The sequence below is a fragment of the Polynucleobacter sp. MWH-Aus1W21 genome, assembly GCF_018687275.1.
Lineage (GTDB): Bacteria > Pseudomonadota > Gammaproteobacteria > Burkholderiales > Burkholderiaceae > Polynucleobacter.
This window is the reverse complement of record NZ_CP061287.1, coordinates 557,006-579,772: the sequence shown is the minus strand read 5'-3', so window position 1 is coordinate 579,772 and position 22,767 is coordinate 557,006. Positions and strand designations below refer to the sequence as shown.

The 22,767-nt window shown below is 45.7% G+C and carries 24 protein-coding genes; 6 read left to right on the top strand and 18 right to left on the bottom strand.

The window, feature by feature from the left end; translation table 11 throughout:
* Positions 1-60: 60 nt before the first annotated feature.
* The 9 genes from ICW03_RS03025 to ICW03_RS02985 all read right to left on the bottom strand — a co-directional run bounded on the left by ICW03_RS03025 (position 61) and on the right by ICW03_RS02985 (position 7,421).
* Positions 61-282: a formate dehydrogenase gene (locus tag ICW03_RS03025; protein WP_215348825.1), complete on the bottom strand. Its 222-nt coding sequence runs from the start codon at positions 280-282 to the stop codon at positions 61-63.
* Positions 283-397: 115 nt separating this feature from the next.
* Positions 398-1,048: a molecular chaperone gene (locus ICW03_RS03020; RefSeq protein WP_215348822.1), complete on the bottom strand. Its 651-nt coding sequence runs from the start codon at positions 1,046-1,048 to the stop codon at positions 398-400.
* A complete protein-coding gene (locus ICW03_RS03015) occupies positions 1,045-3,135 on the bottom strand; it encodes a 4Fe-4S binding protein (RefSeq protein WP_215348819.1) in 2,091 nt (696 codons plus the stop codon). Before ICW03_RS03015 ends, ICW03_RS03020 begins: the two co-directional genes overlap by 4 nt.
* Positions 3,136-3,146: 11 nt before the next feature.
* A complete protein-coding gene (locus tag ICW03_RS03010; protein ID WP_215348816.1) occupies positions 3,147-3,725 on the bottom strand; it encodes a DUF3306 domain-containing protein in 579 nt (192 codons plus the stop codon).
* Entirely contained in the window at positions 3,725-4,258 is a 534-nt protein-coding gene (locus tag ICW03_RS03005; RefSeq protein ID WP_215348812.1) for a DUF3305 domain-containing protein, read from the bottom strand. Before ICW03_RS03005 ends, ICW03_RS03010 begins: the two co-directional genes overlap by 1 nt.
* Before the next feature lie 14 nt (positions 4,259-4,272).
* Complete coding sequence (apbC, locus tag ICW03_RS03000) at positions 4,273-5,361, bottom strand: iron-sulfur cluster carrier protein ApbC (RefSeq protein WP_215348809.1); 1,089 nt, start codon at positions 5,359-5,361, stop codon at positions 4,273-4,275.
* Between the two features lie 129 nt (positions 5,362-5,490).
* A complete protein-coding gene (locus ICW03_RS02995) occupies positions 5,491-6,432 on the bottom strand; it encodes an anion permease (RefSeq protein WP_371819920.1) in 942 nt (313 codons plus the stop codon).
* 80 nt (positions 6,433-6,512) lie between these two features.
* A complete protein-coding gene (locus ICW03_RS02990) occupies positions 6,513-7,160 on the bottom strand; it encodes a DUF47 domain-containing protein (protein WP_215348804.1) in 648 nt (215 codons plus the stop codon).
* Positions 7,161-7,226: 66 nt separating this feature from the next.
* Entirely contained in the window at positions 7,227-7,421 is a 195-nt protein-coding gene (locus ICW03_RS02985; protein ID WP_215348801.1) for a heavy-metal-associated domain-containing protein, read from the bottom strand.
* Positions 7,422-7,472: 51 nt separating this feature from the next.
* On the opposite strand from ICW03_RS02985, the gene ICW03_RS02980 reads away from it, so the two are divergent.
* Complete coding sequence (locus tag ICW03_RS02980) at positions 7,473-9,743, top strand: cation-translocating P-type ATPase (RefSeq protein WP_215348798.1); 2,271 nt, start codon at positions 7,473-7,475, stop codon at positions 9,741-9,743.
* A 24-nt stretch (positions 9,744-9,767) separates the two neighbouring features.
* On the opposite strand, the gene ICW03_RS02975 is transcribed toward ICW03_RS02980, so the two are convergent.
* Complete coding sequence (locus ICW03_RS02975; RefSeq protein WP_215348795.1) at positions 9,768-10,565, bottom strand: DUF3047 domain-containing protein; 798 nt, start codon at positions 10,563-10,565, stop codon at positions 9,768-9,770.
* Between the two features lie 47 nt (positions 10,566-10,612).
* On the opposite strand from ICW03_RS02975, the gene ICW03_RS02970 reads away from it, so the two are divergent.
* Genes ICW03_RS02970 through ICW03_RS02950 form a run of 5 tightly spaced genes read left to right on the top strand, consistent with a single transcriptional unit; the run spans position 10,613 to position 16,171 of the window.
* Positions 10,613-12,109 carry a glycosyltransferase family 39 protein gene (locus ICW03_RS02970; RefSeq protein WP_215348791.1) on the top strand — a complete coding sequence of 499 codons (1,497 nt, stop codon included), beginning with the start codon at positions 10,613-10,615 and terminating at the stop codon, positions 12,107-12,109.
* Between the two features lie 50 nt (positions 12,110-12,159).
* Positions 12,160-13,203 (top strand): lysylphosphatidylglycerol synthase transmembrane domain-containing protein, encoded by a 1,044-nt coding sequence (locus ICW03_RS02965; protein WP_215348789.1) that lies wholly within the window; start codon positions 12,160-12,162, stop codon positions 13,201-13,203.
* Positions 13,204-13,220: 17 nt separating this feature from the next.
* The gene (locus ICW03_RS02960; RefSeq protein WP_215348787.1) at positions 13,221-14,480 is read left to right on the top strand and encodes a glycosyltransferase family 9 protein; all 1,260 of its coding nucleotides are present in this window, start codon (positions 13,221-13,223) and stop codon (positions 14,478-14,480) included.
* Positions 14,481-14,485: 5 nt separating this feature from the next.
* The gene (locus ICW03_RS02955; protein ID WP_215348784.1) at positions 14,486-15,271 is read left to right on the top strand and encodes a phosphatase PAP2 family protein; all 786 of its coding nucleotides are present in this window, start codon (positions 14,486-14,488) and stop codon (positions 15,269-15,271) included.
* A gap of 12 nt (positions 15,272-15,283) precedes the next feature.
* Complete coding sequence (locus tag ICW03_RS02950) at positions 15,284-16,171, top strand: 23S rRNA (adenine(2030)-N(6))-methyltransferase RlmJ (RefSeq protein WP_215348781.1); 888 nt, start codon at positions 15,284-15,286, stop codon at positions 16,169-16,171.
* Here the strand turns inward: ICW03_RS02950 and ICW03_RS02945 are convergent.
* The 8 genes from ICW03_RS02945 to ICW03_RS02910 form a co-directional block, all read right to left on the bottom strand.
* Positions 16,168-16,734 (bottom strand): heme-binding protein, encoded by a 567-nt coding sequence (locus tag ICW03_RS02945; RefSeq protein WP_215348778.1) that lies wholly within the window; start codon positions 16,732-16,734, stop codon positions 16,168-16,170. The genes ICW03_RS02950 and ICW03_RS02945 overlap by 4 nt on opposite strands.
* 77 nt (positions 16,735-16,811) lie before the next feature.
* Entirely contained in the window at positions 16,812-17,756 is a 945-nt protein-coding gene (locus ICW03_RS02940) for an LD-carboxypeptidase (protein WP_215348775.1), read from the bottom strand.
* The gene (gene tadA, locus ICW03_RS02935; RefSeq protein ID WP_215348773.1) at positions 17,753-18,211 is read right to left on the bottom strand and encodes a tRNA adenosine(34) deaminase TadA; all 459 of its coding nucleotides are present in this window, start codon (positions 18,209-18,211) and stop codon (positions 17,753-17,755) included. The genes ICW03_RS02940 and tadA overlap by 4 nt, the downstream gene beginning before the upstream one ends.
* The gene (queD, locus tag ICW03_RS02930) at positions 18,212-18,676 is read right to left on the bottom strand and encodes a 6-carboxytetrahydropterin synthase QueD (RefSeq protein WP_215348770.1); all 465 of its coding nucleotides are present in this window, start codon (positions 18,674-18,676) and stop codon (positions 18,212-18,214) included.
* 35 nt (positions 18,677-18,711) lie between these two features.
* The gene (queE, locus tag ICW03_RS02925) at positions 18,712-19,365 is read right to left on the bottom strand and encodes a 7-carboxy-7-deazaguanine synthase (RefSeq protein WP_215348768.1); all 654 of its coding nucleotides are present in this window, start codon (positions 19,363-19,365) and stop codon (positions 18,712-18,714) included.
* Between the two features lie 28 nt (positions 19,366-19,393).
* Positions 19,394-20,122, bottom strand: a complete 729-nt coding sequence (locus ICW03_RS02920) for a hypothetical protein (RefSeq protein ID WP_215348766.1) — start codon at positions 20,120-20,122, stop codon at positions 19,394-19,396.
* Positions 20,098-20,799, bottom strand: coding sequence for a hypothetical protein (locus ICW03_RS02915; protein ID WP_215348763.1), 702 nt, complete (start codon positions 20,797-20,799; stop codon positions 20,098-20,100). Before ICW03_RS02915 ends, ICW03_RS02920 begins: the two co-directional genes overlap by 25 nt.
* Positions 20,800-20,864: 65 nt before the next feature.
* Positions 20,865-22,763 carry a radical SAM protein gene (locus tag ICW03_RS02910; protein WP_215348760.1) on the bottom strand — a complete coding sequence of 633 codons (1,899 nt, stop codon included), beginning with the start codon at positions 22,761-22,763 and terminating at the stop codon, positions 20,865-20,867.
* Positions 22,764-22,767: the final 4 nt, after the last annotated feature.

Below are 22,767 nucleotides of genomic sequence, written 5' to 3'. Positions count from 1 at the left end.
TCCCTGAGAAAGTTTTTGTATTTATTAATTAACTGTTAAAGCAATAACTGATGAAACTAATTAAATCAAAGTGGTTTCGTAGTACTTACGCATGTGAGCAGTCATTGTTTGACCTGCATCTTTCACTGTTTTGGTGCTACTAATTTCTTGGATAACTGCTTTACCAACTGGAGTTTGGCTAGCTACTGCAACAGCACCCACTGCAGCGCCTGCACCAATAAAGAAATTACGGCGCGATGGCTTCGCTTGGTCACTTAAAGCAACTTTGGATTTAGTGCTCATGGCTTGCTCCTATCTAGTTATTCTTGATTTCGATCAAGTGTAATTGGTAATTGCATTTTTCGCATATCGTCATATCAAAATGCATCTAAGGCTTACCCTCTATTGCGCTGCAACATTAAATCATGTCAAAGCCTTGTCCCTCGATAGCCAGGAATTCTCTAGTGAGAGCGGCAACTGGGTGATACAAATGCATCTCTGGAATACCTTCTATTGCATCGCACAATTCGTCATACCAGGGTCTAATGTGTTGGTTAAAAAATACCCTTTGATTTGTAAGGTTTGATATTTCAACATCATCCCCAGCAATCAGATATCGCATGACCTCGCAAAGCGCCGAAATATGGTCTTCTGTTTCGGTAACTTCTTCCGCAGCTTCAAGCCCAAATCCCTCTAGAGCTTTGCGAATATTGACTAAAGGCTTCTCATTGAGATGGCCTGCCATATAAAAAGAGCCATTCAGAACAACGTTAGGCTTACCAACGCTAATGAAATTCAAATCAAACTCATCATGCCAAGCCTTGGCAGGGTTATTTTTGGCAACCTCAACAACATCCATCCACACTTTGGCTAATGGCGCCTCGTTAGCAGCATCTTGCTGATCTGCTGTAGCAGCAATTTGATCTAATAATTCTTGATCTGGCGGCATCTGAAAAAAGCGGGCAATCAAGCCATATAAATCTGCCCTTGCTAAGTCCTCTGGTAAGCCAACATCCCCAACTTCGGTAGATGCATTCTCTTTCATTGCGTCTTTTGCTATTTCGCTCATGTTTCTTTTTTCACCATATCTACTACGCGACAATCACTGCACATCTTCAATCGATCCATTGCTGCTCCAGCAAACGCACCGTGAGCACCCAACTTAGTGAGCATCAAGTCAACCATCTTCAATGTCCCAAAAGGCTTGCCGCAGCTAATGCAATGGAAAGCCTGGGTTTCATTTAAGGCTACTTTTTTCTTACGCTGCTCCACTGTCTGCAAGCGAGGTGCAAGAGTTAAAGCCTTTTCTGGGCAGGTTTGAACACAGAGGCCACATTGAACACACTGCTTTTCAATAAAGGAAAGTATGGGTTCATCCGGGTTATCCAAAAGCGCGCCTTCCGGGCAACTGCTCACACAAGACATGCATAAGGTACAGGCATCTTTGTTAATCGTCAGGCCGCCTAACAATGAAGATGATGGCAGTGCTACACCAGCTTCAGGCAAAGGTGTTTTAGCTTGCTTTTGTAGGTGCTCTAAAACAGCCTCTAATGTTTCACGCTTTTGATTGGATAAACCAATACTTGCTGGAGTGCAAATTGAATTTAAGGAGCCACGCTGACGTAGTACACCCATTGCCTTCGATACTATTGATAAATCATCAACGGAGTTAGTCAATATCAAATGAATGCGCTCGTCAAATCCATATGCCTTCAAAATGTTATTCGCTAAATCTGCCTGCTCTTCTAGAGCAGCGCGGTATGCAGGATCCTCATCCCCACTTAGCAACAAGATAACTTCAGCAAATCCATAGGACAACGCGCCGAGCCATAAGTCCAAGCCAGTTGAGGCAATATGCTCAATGCCATAAGGAATAACAAATGCAGGCAAGCCCTCAAACTGCTTTGGCATGATGTGCGAGGATCTGCCCAAGCTGTCAATCATATGCGTACCAGCTTTTAAGGTCTGCAACAGCAAACTAGGAGCCATTGCTTGGTTGATCTTTTGAGCTTCAGCTGTAAAGACATTCGCTATTGTTTTTAACTCCTTACCTTGATGGGCAACACTAGGGTAGTTGTAACTCATTGCACCTGATGGACAGGACGTGGCACAGGCACCACAGCCCATACATAGATTTGGGTTCACCTCTACAGAGCCTTGGCCATTTTTAAAGATGGAACCAATCGCACCAGTTGAGCAAACATCAATACAAGCACTACAACCTACTTTGCCATTACGGCCATGAGCACAAATCTTTTCGTTATAAGTAAAGTATTTAGGCTTCTCAAACTCGCCGACCATCTCAGTTAGCTGATTAACTGCCAACGCTTGATCGAGAGGATCACTTCCGGGAGAAAAGTAACCCTGCGGTGTTTGACTCATGCGCATTTTGGGATCGGCACGTAAATCCAAAATAAGATCAAACTCGGAGTTACGCTTTTTCTCTTTACGATCAAAAGAAATTGCACCAATACTTGCGCAGGCAGTAACACAAGCGCGATGAGACTTACATTTATTCAAATCAATCTGGAAGGAGAGATCAATAGCGCCTTCAGGACAAACCTCAACACAGGCGCCACAGCGAGTACACATCTCTGGGTCAATCGGATTTTGCAAATCCCAATCCACTGAAAAGTTGCCGAGATATCCGTCTAGCTTGGTAACCATTCCTGTGTAGATTGGATAACTTCTATTGAGGGGCAAATCGCCAGGCTCAGTACATAAAACAGAGACATCCAAGGAAGTGCTTAATTTTTCAGCCCATGGAATAGCTTGGGACCCCGCACCAACAATCAACAACCTGCCCTGGCTTTCATAGCTCACCACCGGGACAGGATCGGCTTCTGGCATATCAGCTAAAGCAAGCAGCGCAGCAATCTTAGGCCCAGATGTTTTCGCCTCTTGCGTCCAGCCTGCAACTTCACGGATATTTACAAAACGAAGCGGGGCAACCAAAGGCTTCTCAGCCTGATCTGCTAACTCGCTAAAAAGTGCACCCTCTTGAGTGCATGCAACCACTACAGAATCTGAGCCATCCAAGGCTTTCAAAAAAGAGCCAACCTCTTGTCTACACAATGAAGTGTGCATAGGCACACCAAGTGCTTTTGCATCCAAGGGCATGGTGCCATTACAGTTGCAGACTAATTTTTGACTCATGCGCTATCTTCTTAAGTTTTTTTCTGTTCAGGCTCAGTCGACACATCTTTAGGGACTTCATCCAACTGGGCGGAGATTTTTGGTTGTGTGGATGTTAAATCAGTTTGCTGCTGCACATCCAAAGCATTTGCCTCCAACTCTGGATTAGGGGCTTGAATTTCAGTTTGCTGGGAGACAGGGGACACCTCTTTAGAAGACTCTTCGACAGACTTACTAAAGAGCTTCAACATATCGCTCTGCACCATTCTTTCTAGCATTCCTGGCGGCAGAGGATCTGGTTTACTGTAATCGTCAATATAGATATCCAACCCATCCATGATGTTGAAATGAGGGTCAGTAAACATTTTCTTTAAAGCAGCCTGCTGAACAGTGGGGTCAACATCTGGCTTCATAAAGGCAGAAAAATCGGGATCAAACCGATCAATCTTCGCAACATCTTCTAAGGTGGGTAGCGGAGGAGCATCTTCAGCAGTATTTTCAACAGAAGGTACTGGAGGGGGCTCTTTAGGAGTCTCCACTTTTTTCTCTAGAGCTTCAGCCTCTAAACCTGCCTTGCGCTTAGACCAGCGTCCGAGAAACCCGTCAGCCATTATTCCTCCGTGGTGCGTTGGGCACCCTTGAATGATGCTGGCTTATGGCGTTTTTTAGGTTCGGGACGATATTTGTCATTGACATACTCTTGTAGCCAAGAGGTATGTTGTTCACTCATGGGAACTGTGTCGACTGATTCGCCGCCATCAAGCAAGCGAGCCGCTTCGTTGTAACTAACGCAAATACGATGTGGTACTGCGAACGTTGATTCTACTTTCGCCAAAGCAAGAGATTGCTCGTCAACATATCGATTAACATCTTCCTCAAGGCGCCACATCACAAACCAACTTGGGGTTGTGGCGGAAACATTGAGATAGTATCCCTCAGCCTCATCAGGAAAAAGATCAAGTTCATAGCCAGTAAATAGCCAAGACTCTCCATCGGCATCGCGCCCAAGAAACTGACCTGAAATAGCATTGTTTTGATTGCTATTAAATTGCCCCAAATCTGGCACCACCTCATGAGGCACCCAACGATAAGAAACCCATGGGTTATCAATATTTTGTTTACGCATCAATACAGCAAAGCGCATAAATGTTCAGAGCCTCAAGTGTTTTGAACAACAATGTTCGGAAATTTACTGCTCATATCTTTGGATAGAGTAGCGACACGAATAGCAACCTGTCTAGCAATGCCTTTGTATATTGCGCTAATTGCGCCGTCAGGATCCGCAACCACTGTAGGGCGGCCAGCATCAGCCTGCTCACGAATGGAAAGGTTAAGCGGCAATTCACCTAAGAAATCCACTCCATACTCTTTGCACATCTTTTGGCCACCGCCAGTACCGAATACATGCTCTTCGTGTCCGCATTTTGTACAAACATAGGTGCTCATATTTTCAATGATGCCAATGATGGGAACGCCTACCTTTTCAAACATCTTCAGACCTTTGCGAGCATCTAACAACGCAATATCTTGGGGTGTAGTAACAATCACTGATCCAGTAACGGGAACTTTTTGCGCCAGAGTCAATTGAATATCACCAGTACCTGGTGGCATATCCACAATTAAATAGTCCAAATCACGCCAACGGGTTTGACGAAGCAACTGCTCTAGAGCAGAAGTCACCATTGGACCACGCCAGACCATTGGAGCATCATCATCAATCAAGAAGCCAATTGAACTTGCCTGCAAGCCGAAAGCCTCCATAGGCTCAATCGTGTTCTCTTCAAGAGAGTCAGGTCTACCAGTGATACCCAACATCATTGGCTGACTCGGACCGTAAATGTCTGCATCCAAAATACCAACCTGTGCACCCTCAGCAGCGAGCGCTAAAGCCAAGTTCACTGCTGTTGTAGATTTACCTACACCACCCTTGCCACTAGCGACTGCAATAATATTTTTTACACCGGGTAATAACTTCACGCCACGCTGAACTGCATGCGCAACTATTTGGCTAGAAACATTGACGCTGACATTTTTAACGCCAGGCAGTTCACGCAAAGCATTAATAACTAATTTGCGAATTGAATCAAACTGACTTTTTGCTGGATAACCTAATACGATATCCAAAGAAATGTCGCCATTTTCTACGCGGAGATTCTTAACGTTTTTTGCAGCAACGAAGTCAATTTTAGTATTAGGATCAACTAAGCCTTTGAGCGCTGCCTGGACCAACTCTGGTGTAACCGACACAACCTTCTCCCGATATGAATAAACCTAGAAGGAGATTCTAGGTTTTGGTATTTTTCTTAATTAGCGCTAGCTTACTCGTAGCCGCAATTATTTGCTGAAAGATTCCCCAGCCACCTGCAATAAAGCGCTTTAGAAAATAAGCAGACTTAAATAATAGACCGCCATAGACATGAGCGCAGTCGCTGGAATGGTGAAGATCCACGCCCAGACGATGTTTCCTGCAACCCCCCAGCGAACCGCACTAGCCCTTTGAGTTGAGCCAACACCCACAATAGCCCCAGTAATGGTATGGGTAGTGGAAACGGGAATACCGATTGCCGTTGCCGCAAATAAAGTTATGGCGCCACCAGTTTCAGCACAGAAACCACCCACTGGCTTCAGTTTGGTGAGCTTCTGACCCATGGTTTTTACAATTCGCCAGCCCCCAAACATTGTTCCCGCAGCAATCGCGATATAACAAGAAATAATTGTCCAAGTAGGCGGCATCTTTGCGCTAGCTTCAGCGTAACCGGTAATGATCAGTAAAAGCCAAATAATACCGATCGTCTTTTGAGCATCATTACCACCGTGACCTAAGCTGTAGGCACTTGCAGAAACCAATTGCAAACGACGGAACCAGCGATCAGTTTTGGCTAAATTTGCATTTCGGCATACCCAAGCAACTATCAACATCATTAAAGAGCCAAGCAAGAAGCCAACAAACGGTGAGATAAAGATGAAGGAAACTGTTTTAATGATTCCTGACCAAACCAAACCATCTGTACCCGCTTTTGGCAACGCAGCACCAACTAAGCCGCCAATTAATGCATGGGAAGAGCTTGATGGAATACCGTAATACCAAGTAATCACATTCCACACAATTGCACCTACCAAGGCGCCAAAGATAACGTGCAAGTCAACTGCTGAGGGATGGACAATGCCTTTGCCCACTGTGGCTGCAACACTTAAATGGAAAATGAAAATCGCCAGAAAATTAAAGAAGGCTGCAAATACTACCGCCTGCTGCGGCTTCAAAACTCCGGTGGAAACTACGGTTGCAATAGAGTTAGCAGCATCATGAAAACCATTCATGAAATCGAATGCAAGCGCTAACGCTACTAAAAGCGCTACAACCCAAAAAGCTACTTCTATCGCTGGCAACTTAATTCGCCTTAAGAGTTTTCAAGAACGATGCCTTCAACCAAATTGGCAACGTCTTCACATTTGTCGGTAACTTCCTCAAGCAACTCATAAATGCGCTGGCACTTAATGAGTTCGCGCACTTCGATATCCTCGCGGAATAAGCGGGTAATCGCAGTAGATAAAAGGCGATCAGCCCCTGACTCTAAATGATCTATCTCGTCACAAGTCTTCAAAGCGGCTTTGGCAACCTCTGGATCAGATATATCTTTTAACGTAGCAACTGCGTTCTTCATACTGATGCAGCACTGATTACAAAGCTCTGCCATTTGCACCATTTCTGGGGTCATTTGCTTTACATCATATAAATGCATCGCCTCAGTACCGTTTTGCAATAAATCGGCTACGTCATCCATCGTATTGATGAGTGAGAAAATTTGATCACGGTCGATCGGGGTGATAAACGTTTTGTGCAAACGACGATGCACTTCTTTTACTACGTCGTCGCAAGCATGCTCTGCTTTATCAACATCTTGCGTGTATTTGGCGCGCAAGGCTTCATCGTTGTAATGCTCGACGAACTTTAAGAAAGATTCGGAGGCGGAAACGATATTGCTAGCGTGCTCGTTAAAAAGCTCGAAGAAATTACCATCGTGAGGCATTAACTTGCTGAAGAACATAAATCACGATCCTTTAGGAACAAAAACTACGGGTTTTGTTAGGTTTAATGACATTCTAAACAATTGCTATTTAGCAACTGGAAAGCCAGCGTCTGTTATGAGTTGACTGGCCTGCGTTTCAGATAATGTCGTTTCTAGATTGACAGTCTGGCTCGCCAAGTCGGCCTGAACTTTGGCTTGAGGGTCCTGGGCCTGGATTGCTCTTGTGACCGCATTAATACAGCCTCCACAAGTCATCCCAGATACTTTTAAAGTCAACATATAGGCCTTTTTGATGTAAATACGGCTTGCATGCAGTAGATTATCTTCTATATGAACCCCCAAATAGACACTAAATCAGAGCTATTTACTCTGGATATCGACGGGATGACCTGCGCCTCTTGTGTAGGCAGGGTTGAAAAGGCTTTGGACAAAATGCCCGGCGTAGAGGCTGCCAGCGTGAATTTAGCAACGGAACAGGCCAAAGTACGCTTAAAAGCAGATTCTGGGCTCAATGCGAATGACCTTATCACCACAGTCCAAAAAACAGGCTATGAAGCAAAAATCAGTAGCCCTCATCAAATTTCAGTAACAGCACCCTCTAAGCTGTTTTGGGGGGCGGATGGTTTGGGGCGTGTATTACTGGGGTTCGCACTCTCTGCCCCACTTTTTCTCCCGATGATCCTCATGCCTTTTGGCATACATTGGGCGCCTTCGCCAAAGTGGCAACTTCTGCTTGCCACTCCAGTGCAATTCTTTTTGGGATGGCGTTTTTATAAAGCAGGCTTCAAATCTCTCATGTCGGGTGTTGGCAATATGGATTTGTTAGTGGCGCTTGGCACAAGCGCAGCATATGGTCTAAGTCTTTATCAAATGATTGCATCACCTCATGCAAATCATGAGCTGTACTTTGAAGGATCTGCAGTCATTATTTGTATGGTCTTACTAGGTAAGTGGTTGGAGGCTAGAGCTAAGCAACAAACCAGTGAAGCGATTCGCGCATTACAAAAGCTATGGCCAGAGCATGCCAAAGTCATTGAACGAGATATTGTCATCACCGAGAACTCTGCCTTAGATCAATTTCGTGATCTACCTTTAGATCAGGTATTTCCGAAAGACCGTGTCTTGGTTCTGCCCGGCGAGCGCATCCCAGTGGACGGCATCATCCTACTTGGCAATAGCCACATTGATGAATCATTACTCACTGGAGAAAGTGATTCAGTCAAAAAACATATCGGAGAAAAAGTCATCGGCGGCTCACTCAATGGCGAAGGTGTCTTGGTCATTGAGGCTCAAGCGGTGGGCGTTGAGAGCGTACTTTCTAAAATCATCTTCCTGGTTGAAGATGCGCAAACCCAAAAGGCACCAATACAAAAGTTGGTTGATCAGGTGAGCGCTATTTTTGTACCAAGCGTGCTCGTGATTGCAATCATGACAGGATTGGCAAACTGGTTGTATTTGGACTCGACATCTATTGCCATATTGAGAGCAGTATCAGTACTTGTGATTGCCTGCCCATGTGCACTAGGACTCGCAACGCCAGCAGCCATCATGGCAGGAACCGGGGTGGCGGCGCGTTTTGGAATTTTAATTAAGGACCCCCAAGTTTTAGAGTTGGCACATCGCTTGAATATTGTCGCGTTTGACAAAACGGGAACACTCACTGCTGGGAAGCCAAGGCTACTCAATGTAATTTCTTTTAGCAGCGCCATTTCTGAGAATGAGATTCTGGCAACAGCTGCAGGCCTTCAACTTGGTAGTGAGCATCCTCTCGCAAAAGCACTTCTGGATGCTGCTAAACATCGTGGTTTGAATCCGATCACGCCGACCGATAGCAGAGCATTGCCGGGCATTGGCATTAGCGGCAAACCTAGCGCTGGCGCTCTTGCTGGGCAGAGCCTTACCCTACAAAGCATTGCATCCCTAGAGAGCAATCACCATCATGCCGAAATTCTAGGGAAGGCTCAGGCTTGTTTTGAGGCCGGTCAGACTGTTTCAATCTTGATGAGCAATGAAGCGCCCACCTCGCCAATTGCCATATTCTCATTTGGGGATGAGCTGAAAGAGAATGCTCAAGAGGCAATTACCTCATTACGCCACCTCAATATTCGCGCTGTAATGCTTTCTGGTGACAACATCGCTGCAGCGAATCGCGTTGCAGGAAAAATTAGTATTGAGGAAGTATTTGCGCAAATTATGCCAAGCGATAAAGCAGAGATTATTCGCAATCTTCAATCTAAAGATGGGCATCGCCAATTTGTTGCAATGGTAGGTGATGGTGTCAACGATGCGCCCGCCTTAGCTACTGCAGATGTTGGTATGGCCATGTCTACCGGTACTGATGTTGCAATGCAGGCTGCTGGCATCACCTTAATGCGAGGCGATCCCACATTGGTTGCAAATGCGATTGATATTTCCAAGCGCACTTGGACAAAAATTCAGCAAAATTTATTCTGGGCTTTTATCTTTAATGCCACCGGGATTCCTTTGGCCGCGCTTGGTTATCTCTCACCAATGCTGGCAGGAAGTGCCATGGCGCTATCTAGCTTTTGCGTTTTGAGCAATGCACTTTTACTCAAGCGCTGGCGCCCTACAAACTACTAAAAATATCTTTTTAATACGTTTTACTTATTTTGTATTCTTGCGAATCAATTCAATATCGCCATAAAACGCGCGCGTCTCTGACTTAGTGTTATCGGTGTCTGTCAATAAGGCGATGCCAATAACTTCACCAGGTGCTTCGCCATACGCACGTTTATAGTCAGCAGCCAAATCGCGCTGGTGTTTATGCCACTGCCCTAAATTATCCCAACCAGAATCGACCACAATCATTTTGATACGAGAAGTATGTGCATTTGTAATGATAGTTTCGATAGGTGATTTTCCAGACCAGATATACATCAGCGTGGCATAAGGCATCTCTTGACCACTAATGAGATTGGCCATCTCAAAAGTCATTTTCTCTTTTAAGGGTAGCTTGGACTTATTGCCATCAAATGCAACCAAAATACGCAGAGGTGCATCGTCAGTATAGCCATCAGCGTTGTCAGCATTGATGATTGGGTTTAATGCTTTCCATTCCCATTGCAGAAGCAAATTTGAGGCCTGACGCGGACGTAGCTTCACTGCCAACCCAGAGGCAGAAGTTTTTGAATTCGCACTCAGTACTGTTTTTCCTTGATAGTTCTCAAGGCGATACACCGTATTCTTTTTAAAGGGTGCTATGCGATAAAAGTTCCAACCGTTTGGCATGCCGTTACGGGCTGTCTCAGCAGAGAACTTTGGCAACTCCTCCTGAGCCGGCAGGAGGTCTGGATTAAACGGTTGACCGGCCTCGTTTTGCACTGAATCACTACTAAAGCCAGCACAGCCGACCAAAATAAGGATCGTGCTGAGAATTAAAAATAAAGGGGCTCGCTTCCACATGCCTTAATTGTCCCAAAGATTGCTCAATGTGAGTCTAAAATCATCTCATGCGCCATCAATCACCCTCAAGCTGGGCCGCAATCTGCGTCTTTATTGCCGCAGCGGTGCATTTAGCCCTAGGTTTTTCAATTGAGTTCTCAGTGGATGAGGCTCACTATGCTTTATATGCTCAACATTTGGCTTGGAGCTATTTCGATCACCCACCTTTAGTAGGCTGGATTCAGTGGCCCTTGGTTGCCCTGACCTCTTTAGAAGGTGTTATTCGTTTTATCCCTGAATTATTGTGGATTATTTCTTGTTATTTGGTTTATCAAGTCACGATTGAGTTGCATCGTCTGATTCAAGGTCGTAATGCTGGCTACCTCACCAGCGCACTTCCATCGGCAAATTTATGCGGACTGTTGGCAGTTTTAATTATCACTGCCGCACCCATGTTACATGTCCTGGCAATTGGCCTATTGCCCGATACCCTGCTAGCGCCGTTAAGTCTTGGCCTGATGCTAATGGCACTTCGTTGGCTAAGGAAAGATCAATTCAGCATTGGTGATTGGGTTATTACTGGTATCTTACTGGGTCTCGCAGGCTTAAGTAAATATACTGCCGCCTTTACTGCGTTTGCATTGTTATTTGTATTCCTTAGTTCTCCGAGCAAATCCTGGCTCACCAAATTGGGCTTCTGGCTAGCAGTGTTGACAGCCTTATTACTCATCTCACCTGTGCTTTATTGGAATTGGGTGAATGACTGGATTTCTTTTAAATACCAACTTGCTCATGGCGGCGGCGGTGAATGGCTTTGGCGTCGATTAGCTGCATACATTGGCATTCAAATTTTCGTCTATGGCCCACTCTTCATCTTGGGCTGCGTAATCTTTATAAAAGACTGCATGCATGGGGCGAGACTTTCTCTAGTTGCACTTTTAGGATTCTTTTTTATTCCTTTTGTAATTTTTACTAGCTTAGCGGGTGGAGGCGGCCTTCCTCACTGGACCTCACCTGCATGGTTCTGTCTCGCTCCTTTTGCCGGAATTGGTTTAGCAAAAGCATGGGCAATGCAACATCGTCATTGGATTCGCATTTTGTTTTTCATCCAAATTGCAATGTGTTGCATCGGCTTTGCTTATGTCTTGTCTGGAGGCATCAATACAGCCTCGATTAAATCCAACCCAATTGCCGATTTATATGGATGGAAAGTTGCCGGCCAGAAAGCAGTAGAGCTTGCTAAAGCCACCAAAGCAAGTGGCATCTCTGTTCAAAACTGGACCTTAGGTAGTCGCGCTGCCTGGTATGCATCACCTAACCCGGTATTTGTCTTAGATCAGAGGCAAGATCAATTCGACCTCTGGTTTGGCGAGATTCCGATTGGGGCAAATATCCTTCTTGTTAGTTGGTCTGGTATGCCTTATTCGCTACCGGTAGGCAATAAATCCTCTTTTGAGGCATGTCAGCCCTTAGAGACCCTTGAAATTGAGCGATTTGGTCGAGTTTTGTCTAAATTCGACTTTAGCCTTTGTACTAATTGGCAGGGCCAAGGCTCTTTGAAGTAATTCCCCCTAAATTCAAGACCATAGGCGCCCAAGGCATTATCCTTACGCTTATGAATTTAAAAGTTCCGCCCACTACAAAAAGCCCATCGCGAGTGAAAGCCATTCTCAAGCGAGCATGGCCCACCATTCGCGTTTTGCTATCCATTGCCTTGCTTTGGAAGGCGACCAGCGGAATTGATTGGCACACGCTCTTTGACACCCATATTCAAATGCAGCCCCTGTGGTTTCTGGCGGCGCTTGTTAGCTTGATGGGGGCCTTTATTTGTGGCGGCTATCGCTGGGCCTTGTTAATGAAAGCGGTGGGATTTCCTCCTCGCATAGGCGCTTATATTGGCCTCTACTTTGCTGGCGGCCTAGTCAATCAAGGTCTTCCAAGCACCTTGGGTGGTGATAGCTATAGAGCCATCACAGCAACTCACTTAACCAACACTGGCAACCTCTCTGAAACTAAAGAGTTAGATGAAGAGCTTCATCATTCAGTAGACCTTGAACACGCCACCCCGAAATTACGCTTAAGTTTTGCAATGGTTTTAGTTGATCGCCTTTTGGGTTTAGCGGGCAATAACTTACTCGGTGCCATTGGCTTGATATTAGGTGGCGCTACTCTTGCAGCATGGGGACAGGACCTAGGCTACGCAGTCATGGCGGTAATGCTGTTAGCTGGCGTAGCTATTGCGCTTATCTTGGCTTGGGAGCCAAGCAAACAGCTTTTACAAAAATTTCTGGATCGCTTCAACATGAATCATGCAATGCCTGGAATTGAGTTAGCTTTTTCATGGCCCAAAAATATTGCCCAAGCAGGCTTAGCTATTGGCATCCACTTCCTCACTATTTTGGCTCTACTTTTTTGCCTTAAGGCTTACGGCGTAAATGCCCCTATTGAAGGCCTCATGATTGGCTTACCAGCGCTTAGCTTATTGCTCATGCTACCCATTAGCATCTCTGGATGGGGATTGCGCGAAGCCACCCTTTCATCAGTCTTGGCCCTATGGGGTGTGAACCCATCATTAACTGTGCTGGCCTCCATCAGCTATGGAGCAATTGGTGTTTTAGCAACCTTGCCAGGCGCCTATTTCTTATTAAAACGAAAATAATTCTGTAGATTGAAGCCATGACTATAAGTGTCAACACTATGCGCGCTATTGACCACTGGGTTGGAGTGCCGCTTTGCGCAGTAGTTAGTCCATTCGTCGCCTTGATTGATGGCATCAAAAATATCTTTAGTCGTGCAACAGGGGCTCCTAAAAAAATACTTTTTATTGAGCTCTCTGAAATGGGTAGCGCGATTTTGGTAGACCCGGCCATGAGAAATGCGCAAGCGCGTGGGGCGGAGATTTTTTTTCTAATCTTTAAAAGCAATCGTGCCAGCCTTACTTTACTCAACACCGTAAAGCCAGAAAATATCTTTACCATCGATTCATCCAGTTTAGGTAGTCTAATAAAAGACACGCTGCTCTTTCTTTTACTAGCTCGCAAAAATCGTATTGATACCGTTATTGATTTAGAGTTATTTTCCCGCTTTACGGCTTTATTAACCGGCATGTGTGGTGCACGACGTCGCGTTGGCTACCACATTTTTCATGGTGAAGGGTTGTGGCGCGGCTTCATGCTGACCCGCAAGGTTCATTACAACCCACACATTCACATTACTAAGAACTTTATTTCACTAATTCATGCGGCCTTTGCACAGGAGATTGAAGTTCCTTTTAGCAAGATTGAAATTCCAGATTCAGAAGTTCGCTTAGAGCAAGCCATTATCAATCCAAGCGCTTTAGAAAAAGTTCGCGCACGAATTGAGAAGCTAGCCAAAGAAGCCAAAATCCATTACGAGCCTAGCAAAAATCGTCTTATTCTGATTAACCCAAATGCAAGCGATCTACTGCCGCAACGCCGTTGGGCACAACAGCGTTTTTCCGAATTGATTCAAGCTATTCATCAAAAATATCCAGATGACCTTATTCTCATCACGGGGTCTCCTGCTGAGTTTGTATATGTAGAAAAAGTTCGTGCGGTAGCTAATGTTAAAAATGCCCTGAACTTTGCTGGACAGGTCAGTTTTGCGGAACTGCCACCCCTTTACACCTTATCTGATGTGATGGTGACCAATGACTCTGGCCCAGGCCATTTTTCAGCGGTAACCCCATTAAGAACTGTTGTTCTCTTTGGTCCTGAAACTCCAGCCCTCTATGGCTCAGTTGGTAACTCTATTGCAATCACCGCAAACTTAGCATGCTCTCCCTGTGTGAGCGCTGCGAATCACCGTAAAACACCTTGCCGTGACAACGTATGCATGCAAGCCATCACTGTCCCGCAAGTACTCGATAAAGTGATTAAGCAACTACATGACGCTGATCTGGCAAAGGCTCGTTAAGCCGGATGAGCAAAAAGGTAATACCTGGATTTGCTTGGTTTATCCCACTAGCTCCGCTCGCACTTGCAGCGATCATCTACTTTGGCGATCTTCAGAGTAGTAGCTTTCTATTCATCAATCAACTTACTCAGCGGCTACCAGACACACTGTGGGCGTGGCTTACTTTTTTAGGTAATGGTTGGGGCGTTTTTGCATTGGCTTTCCCGCTTTTATTGTTAGCGCCAAGAATCTTAATGGCGGGTATATTTGCTGGCGCGATAGCAGCTGTAGCAAGCTCGGCATTGAAAGGTATATTTAATTTACCAAGACCTGCAGGAATTCTGACTGAAGGAAGCTTTTATCGCATCGGTGAAGCACTACTTCACAGGGCCTTTCCTTCCGGTCACACCCTTACAGCATTTGCCATTGCCAGCGCTTTCTATTTTTCAGCGCCCAGAGATAAAAGAGCGCCAGTTCTGCTTTTATTTGTCATTGCTGCGTTAGTTGGGCTTTCGCGTAATGCTGTTGGTGCGCATTGGCTCACCGATGTTTTAGGGGGAGCAGGGCTTGGCATATGGTGCGGCATGATTGGGGCCTTATTAGCCAATCACTTCCCAGAGTCTCAACTGGGCCCCAAAAAAATATGGGCCCATCTCATTGCACTTGGTGGTGTTGTGGCGACCTACTCTCACCTCACCCAACAAATGGATCTTGATTTAAATCAACCGCTGCAATACGGATCCATAGCTATCATCGTGATTACGCTTGCACTCTATGGCAAGGCGCAATTTACTCAAACGCGCCCAAAATGAGCTCGTCCTAATATGTTTAGTTACAGACATGCGTTTCATGCTGGCAGTCATGCAGACATCCTAAAGCATCTCACCCTCATTCATTTAGTTGAGTATCTGCAAGAAAAGCCTGGAGCTCTCACCATGGTGGACACCCATGCTGGTGCAGGTATTTATAGCCTGCAAGACGGCTTCTCGACCGTAAGTAAAGAAGCGGATGGCGGAATTTTTCGCCTCTCGCAATATGTAGAGACCTGCTTACATTCGAATACACCAATTCCAGAAAGTATCTTGGAGTACTTGAAATTCATTAATACAGAGAATGTTGATGAGCAACTAAGCACCTATCCAGGCTCCCCTTTTATTCTGGCTCGCCTATTGCGCCCGCAAGATCGCCTTAAATTATTTGAACTGCATCCGAAGGAGATTGATATTCTTCGCCACAATATTGGTGAGCTCAAGCAATCTAAACAGATTGATATCTATTCTGAGGATAGCTTTGCCAGACTGAAGGGCTTGCTGCCACCCCCAAGTAGACGAGGCCTGGTATTGATTGACCCCTCCTACGAGGACAAACAAGACTATCGCTATCTTGAGGTTGCCCTTGAGGAGGCGTTGCAGCGCTTTGCCACAGGCTGCTATGCAATCTGGTATCCCGTTATTTCCAGAAGAGAATCCATCGCCTTACCTGATCGCTTGAAAAAAATTTCCGCAAACCATAAACGCTCTTGGCTTCATACGGAATTACGAGTTGAAAACGCGCCAGGTGAACGTCGCCTTCAGTCCAGCGGTATGTTTACCATTAATCCCCCCTGGACACTAGAAAAACATTTGACTCAAGCCTTACCTACCCTCACGAAAGCTTTAGGCATTAATGGTGGTGGTCAGTTTTTATTGAAAAGCTTTGAGGCAAAGAACTAGTCACGTAGATTGATCATAATCTCGTTGCGGCGCATGAACGGCAAAGTCCAGGGCGGGTTGTAACGCGCAAAATTCGGTGTTCCGGAACCCTGCAGACCTCTAGACCTCATCCACTGCTCGAGCTCTAGAGTCTTTTCAGACACTTTTTGGTCGTTATAAAAACCACTAAAGCTAATAACAGCCTTTTTCACTGCCGGAATTTGACGTAATTGCACCTGAGAATTAATCGGTTTAGGAATCGTTTCCAAGGTGTACTCAGCGGGCATCACAAATGACACAACCCATTTACCGGCATTTGACTCAATCCCTACAGGAGCAGTCATAGCAATCTTTGCGCTCTTTATTGTTTGATCCACCACCGTCACCGGTGCAGTCATTGCTATTTTTTCACTCACCTGGTTCTGGCCGAAAATATAGGCAGCAATTAGACGAAAGCCCTGGCTAGATGCCCCATCCAAATCGCCGTCAACCTGGACCTCAGCCACAATTATTGGCCCATAAGCTCGGATTTCAAATGGGGATTCTTTTTCAAGAACAGTGTATTTTGGCTCTTCAGTTGCCATAACTGCTCCTGTAAATGTAAATGCAATGAGAACGAGAGTACCTTTTAAAAAAAGGTGACTCAGAAGATTTCTAATAACTACCACTGGGCCTTGAGCTCAAATCCATTTGGGTTGAAGCCCAAATTCGCTGAAGCACCAACAGGCAAAGTTAATTTATTTGCCTGATGTCCAAATGGAAGACCTGTCAAGATCGGCATCTCTTCTGGCAAACGCTTACGAATAGCCTCTATAGCCCGCTCGAGCGAATAACCTTTATCGTTATCATACAAACGGTAAGCGGAGAATCCGCCCAGCAGAATGGCACCCTGATTTGCAAGTATTCCCGCATCCAGAAGCTGCATCATCATTCTCTCAATCCGATAGGGATGTTCATTGACATCCTCAAGGAATAAGATGCCGCCTTGCGTTTGCTTATTGCTGGGAAGGTAAGGCGTACCAACTAATCCCGCTACAACAGTTAAGTTTCCACCCCATAACAGGCCTGTGATGGGGCTAGTCTTGGCTTTACCCAAGAAAGCTTGCGGGGCTGATACTGCACATTCCAACTTGCGGCCTTCAGTAGCATTTTGAAAATGCTGCCACATGAAGGCATCCGGCACCACTGGAGAGCCGTCATCCCCAAGCCGTCCAAAGTCATAATTAAGCATTGGTCCAGCCAATGTCATTGCACCCGTTCTTGCTAATAAACCCAACTGAAATACTGTGAAGTCACTATGACCACATACTTGCAAACCATTTTGAATTGCTTTTGCTATCGCATTCCACTCAATACCCGGGAGTAAGCGATGAAGGCCATAACCGCCTCGCATTGCCATCACCAAGGAATGCGCATCCAAATTGGATAAGTGATTGAGCTCCGCAAGACGTGTGTCATCACTACCTGCAAACCGCTCGTAAACTCGATTCACACAATCTGTATTTTCTACAGCAATACCTTGACCCTCTAACCAGCTGATGCCAGCTAAAGGACTTTTGCTATCTAAGCTTGCTCCAGATGGAGCAATCAGGTGAATGGATTTCAACGTCGTCCCTTAAAAAAATCGCGCAACAACTGACCGCACTCTTCACTCATGATGCCACCTTCTACGCTAGTCTGATGGTTAATTTGCTTGGAGGCAAAGATATCTAAAACACTGCCCGCAGCGCCCGTCTTGGGATCAGGGGCCCCATAGACCACACGACCTATCCTAGCATGGAGCATAGCTCCAGAACACATTGCGCATGGCTCTAGAGTGACATATAAAGTGCTATCTGGAATTCGGTAATTTTCTTGAGCCAGTGCAGCCTCTCTTAGCGCGAGCATTTCAGCGTGCGCGCTAGGATCATGATTTGCAATTGGCTTATTAAAAGCTTTAGAAATAACTTGGCCATCTTTGACTAATATGGCGCCTACAGGAACTTCACCTGATTGCGCCGCCAACTGAGCTTGCTCAATTGCCATACGCATATATTGCTGGTCAAGCTCAGCTTGTGTCATTTAGGTAGAGTGAATATCAGCCCAACAATTGGGCGTCTCATAAAGGCGAATGGCTGAAAGCTCTAAGCGCCCACCAAAAGCCTTACTAAACACAGGTTGCAGAATAGCAAACGCTGCATTCGCGAGGTTTTCTACAGTAGGCACATGCTCCATGATGACGGTCTTATGGTTAGGTAATGTTGCCAAGAAAGCAACCAACCCTTCATCCTCTTTTGCCACCAAAAATGCATGGTCCCACAATTCAACAACGTGTTGATTGGTTAAACGTTTAATATCGCCAAAATCTAAAACCATCCCATCATCCGCTTTACCGGGATGATCTGCCACTTGACCAGTCAATGTCACCTCTATGGCATAGCGATGACCATGAAGATGGCGGCATTGCCCATCATGATTCGGGATACGGTGCCCAGAGTCGAACTCGAGGCGGCGTGTAATGGAGATGGGAGGTTGTTTAGTTGTCATGAAGTACTCAATTAATATGTTTTGGCTTAGCCAGCTTACCGAATCCCAATCAGTTTATGAGACTGCAGACTCAATCTCCATAAAGGACGTTTTTGACAAAGGCCTACGGCTAATTCTGTATTGCTTTTCAGGTTAGGTCCATCCATGGGCTGCAAGAAACGATTGCGATAGTCCATCTTCTCAAAACGAGCCATGATCTTTTCCAAGTCGGAATGACCTTGTTGTGGAATCACCAGCTTTAGCTCATCCGCTTGTAGAACAATCAAATCAGAACCGGCCTTAGGACTTACGCAAACCCAATCAATTCCTTTAGGAACTTTAAGAGTGCCATTGGTTTCTATGGCTATTGCAAAACCTTTTTGGTGAAGCGCTGAGATTAATTCCCCATCCAACTGAAGAAGAGGCTCGCCACCAGTAAAAACGACATAACGTTGCTGAGGTCCTGCGGAAGTACTCCGCCATGAAGTCTCGATTGCATCTGCAAGTGAAATTGCTGTATCGAACTTACCACCACCAAAACCATCACTGCCGACAAAATCGGTATCGCAGAATTGGCAAATAGCAGTAGCGCGATCCTCCTCGCGCCCACTCCAAAGATTGCACCCAGCAAAGCGACAAAATACTGCCGCCCTACCAGCATGTGCACCCTCGCCTTGGAGGGTGGGGAATAGTTCTTTTACGGTATACATAGCAATGCACTTATTTTAAGCGCTTTGCCTATTTCCAGGAGATTAACTCCCACTCCAGGTAATCCTCCCAGTACGCGTCAGCCCAAAATACGCCCAAGGTAACGTAACGACCAGAGCTTCTGCGAATCACCCACCGACCAATCTCCGGCGAAAACCATAACTCCTCGTCCCGAAGGTTGGCCACTCTAAAAAGGTCGTTACTGACAAAATTCGGTATTTCGTTATGAACTCGCAAAACTAAAAACTCACCAGCAGGAGATTTAAGACGCTCCCACTGGGTTGCAGTCATACCAAGACCCCAGTAGTAAGTAGCCCCAGGATAAGTAAGAACCTCATATTGGGAGGTGAAGAATTTATTCCAGCCCACCTGCAATTGCTCGGGCCACAAGGGAATGGCTTTAGTAAATTTCTGAGGAGGCTGCCAGTGCGGATCTTGAATGACATACCCCCAAGGCGACTGAATTTCATCAGGAAGTGGACCTGCTTTAACTCCTGAGCGACTAATGCGAATCTGGTCGCCCACCGATACCACCCTCTCGGTGATGGTATCCACAATCTCTTCGTTGAAAACATTACGAACCTGATAGACCCATTCTTGACCAATCTTTGGTGCTCTGACCGCAGGAGGCGGCATAGGCTGTGCAACAAGCTGACCCCGAGGAAGCGGCTGAGAGGTGATGCAACCTACCAGCAAAGCTGGTAGTACCATCCAAAATAATCTGCGAAAAGTATTTACTTGTACGAAGTCAGTTGCCATTGATAACTATCCTCCAAGATAGGCGTGCCTAACTGGCCCTGAATCATGTACGAGCCAGAGGACTCTTTAGCTACCCAGCGACCAATGCTCGGGGCAAACCATATGGTTTGCTTGCGAATGCAATTCACTTTATTGTCGTCATTACTTTCGTAATTAATCAGGTTTTGATATCGCAAAGTTAAGAAGGTTCCAGCAGGAACGGTAATTTGCTCCCAACCATGTGCACTCATAAATTCTTGCCATGCATAAGCATTTTCAGAATTTCCACCTAAACTGTATTTGGTATTAAATTGCTTGCTCCAGTTTGACGAAAGCTCCTCAGGCCACAAGGGAATTGGCGGTTTAAAACTCGTCAGACGAGGCCATGATGTATCCACTTGAACAACACCCCATGGCCCCTGGATCTCGCCGGGCAATTGACTGCCATTCTCATCCCTGCGCTCCACAACAATAGTGGGGCCAACACTGGCAACTCTTTCCGTAATTAATCCAAGGATCTTTCCATTAAAAACATCGCGCTTGACATAAGCCCACTCCTGACCAACCTGAGGGGCTCTCACACCTGGGGTTGGCTTTGGCTGGGGAACAGGAGTGCCTCTTTGATAGGCTAATGGCGCGACACAAGCGACTGGAGCCAAGGCGGCTGATGCAATAAAAGTACGACGCAATAAATTCATTTTCTTCCTCCGTATTAATCTTCTTACTTCACGAAATAATTTTAAGTCTGAATCCTACGATCAGGCTATAGGTATAGTGAATTCTCTATGAAATTCTTACGGATAGTTGTCTTTGGTATTTCAATTCCTAACCCATCAAACCAAGACTGCGCTTTGATTTCAAAGCCTACCCCATGCATATAGTTATATAACGCCTTCCTCAGGCCCTGACCTAATAGATCATGATCGACCCCAGAAGGGTCAATAAAGGAGACATCATTCTTAGCAAAAGTGATTTCCGGTAAAGGCACCAATTCAATTCCATACTCTTGTGGATTTAGCCCTACCGGGGAATGGACTGTACAGATAAAGCGGTGAAAGAAGCCACTTTGGATGCAGCCATTTTCAAATAGCTGTCGCACATACTCTAATGCGTCTACAGTTTCTTGCACGGTTTGAGTTGGGAAACCATACATTAGATATGCGTGCACCAAGATACCGGCATCCGAAAATCCTTTGGTTACTTGAGCCACCTGCTCGACCGACACACCTTTTTTCATCAGATTCAGCAAGCGATCAGAGGCCACCTCAAGACCACCAGACATAGCAATACAACCACTCTGAGCTAGAAGTTCAGCCAATTCTGATGTGAAAGTTTTTTCAAAGCGAATATTGCCCCACCAGGAAATTACAACTTGACGACGAATAAGCTCCTCAGCCAAAGCCTTTAGTATTTTTGGTGGCGCTGCTTCGTCAACAAAATGAAAGCCCGTCTGCCCAGTCTCGGCAACAATTTTTTCAATCCGGTCAACTAGCAAACTTGCTGATGCAGTTTCGTAGCGAGAAATGTAATCAAGCGACACATCGCAAAAGCTGCATTTCTTCCAATAGCACCCATGCGCAACTGTGAGTTTATTCCAGCGACCATCGCTCCATAGGCGATGCATGGGATTAAGCATGTCTAGAAGTGATAGATAAGAATCTAGCGGCAATCCATCCCAGGTGGCGGTACCAACTTCCTCGAATGGTATATCAAGCTCCTGCCAATTGAGATATTGCACTTGATTATTTACATTACGAATAAACGTGCGAACCAATCGCTCAACAGAACGTTTACCAGCTAGATGTTCTAGCAAAGCCAATAGTGGCCTTTCTCCAGAATCCAATGTAATGAAATCAACATAATTAAATATGCGAGGATCAGATAGCTCGCGCAACTCTGTGTTGACATATCCACCACCCAATGCGATCCGGGTTTGTGGAAAAGCTTTTTTAATGACTTGCGCTATCCGCAAGGCAGCATACATCGCACCAGGAAAAGGTACAGACAAAAGGACTAGGCCAGGCTTATGGCGCTCAATTACCTCAGCGGCAAGTGATTGCAAACGCAGGTCCATTAACGTCGGCTCAGCATTAAGCGCATCGGCTAAAGGCGTGAAAGTAGGCTGACTACTTGCTAGAGATTCCGCATAACGTACGAACTCGAAGCGGTCGTCAATGGCATCACGCAGGACATCAGATAGGTCATTGAGATAGAGCGTTGCCAAATGACGTGCTCGATCCTGGGAACCTAATGCCCCAAAAGCCCAAGCCAATGAATCACCAGCCTCTTCATCTTCAAATGCATCAAGAGATGCAAAACGAGGTCCCTCAGGTAGAAAAGTTCGGCTATTGATGCGATGACTTAGTGTACTATCGCGCCCCTGCAAGAAAGCAATTGCTGGCGAGATTGTGGATTGATATACGGGAAAGTAATCTAGGAAAAAATTAATGCTAGCGCTGCGATTCGCCTCAGGAATAAGCAACGCCTGGGCATGAATTTCAGACAGACCTTCTGGCGTAAAAAAACTGAGTACCAGAGCTAAAGCCAAATCCTCTTGTACAGCATCCACACCACGCGATCGCAAAAATCCGGTAAGGTAAGCCGTAGAGGGATACGGGGTATTAAGCTGTGTCATCGGAGGGATGAGGCTTAATACCTTCATTTGG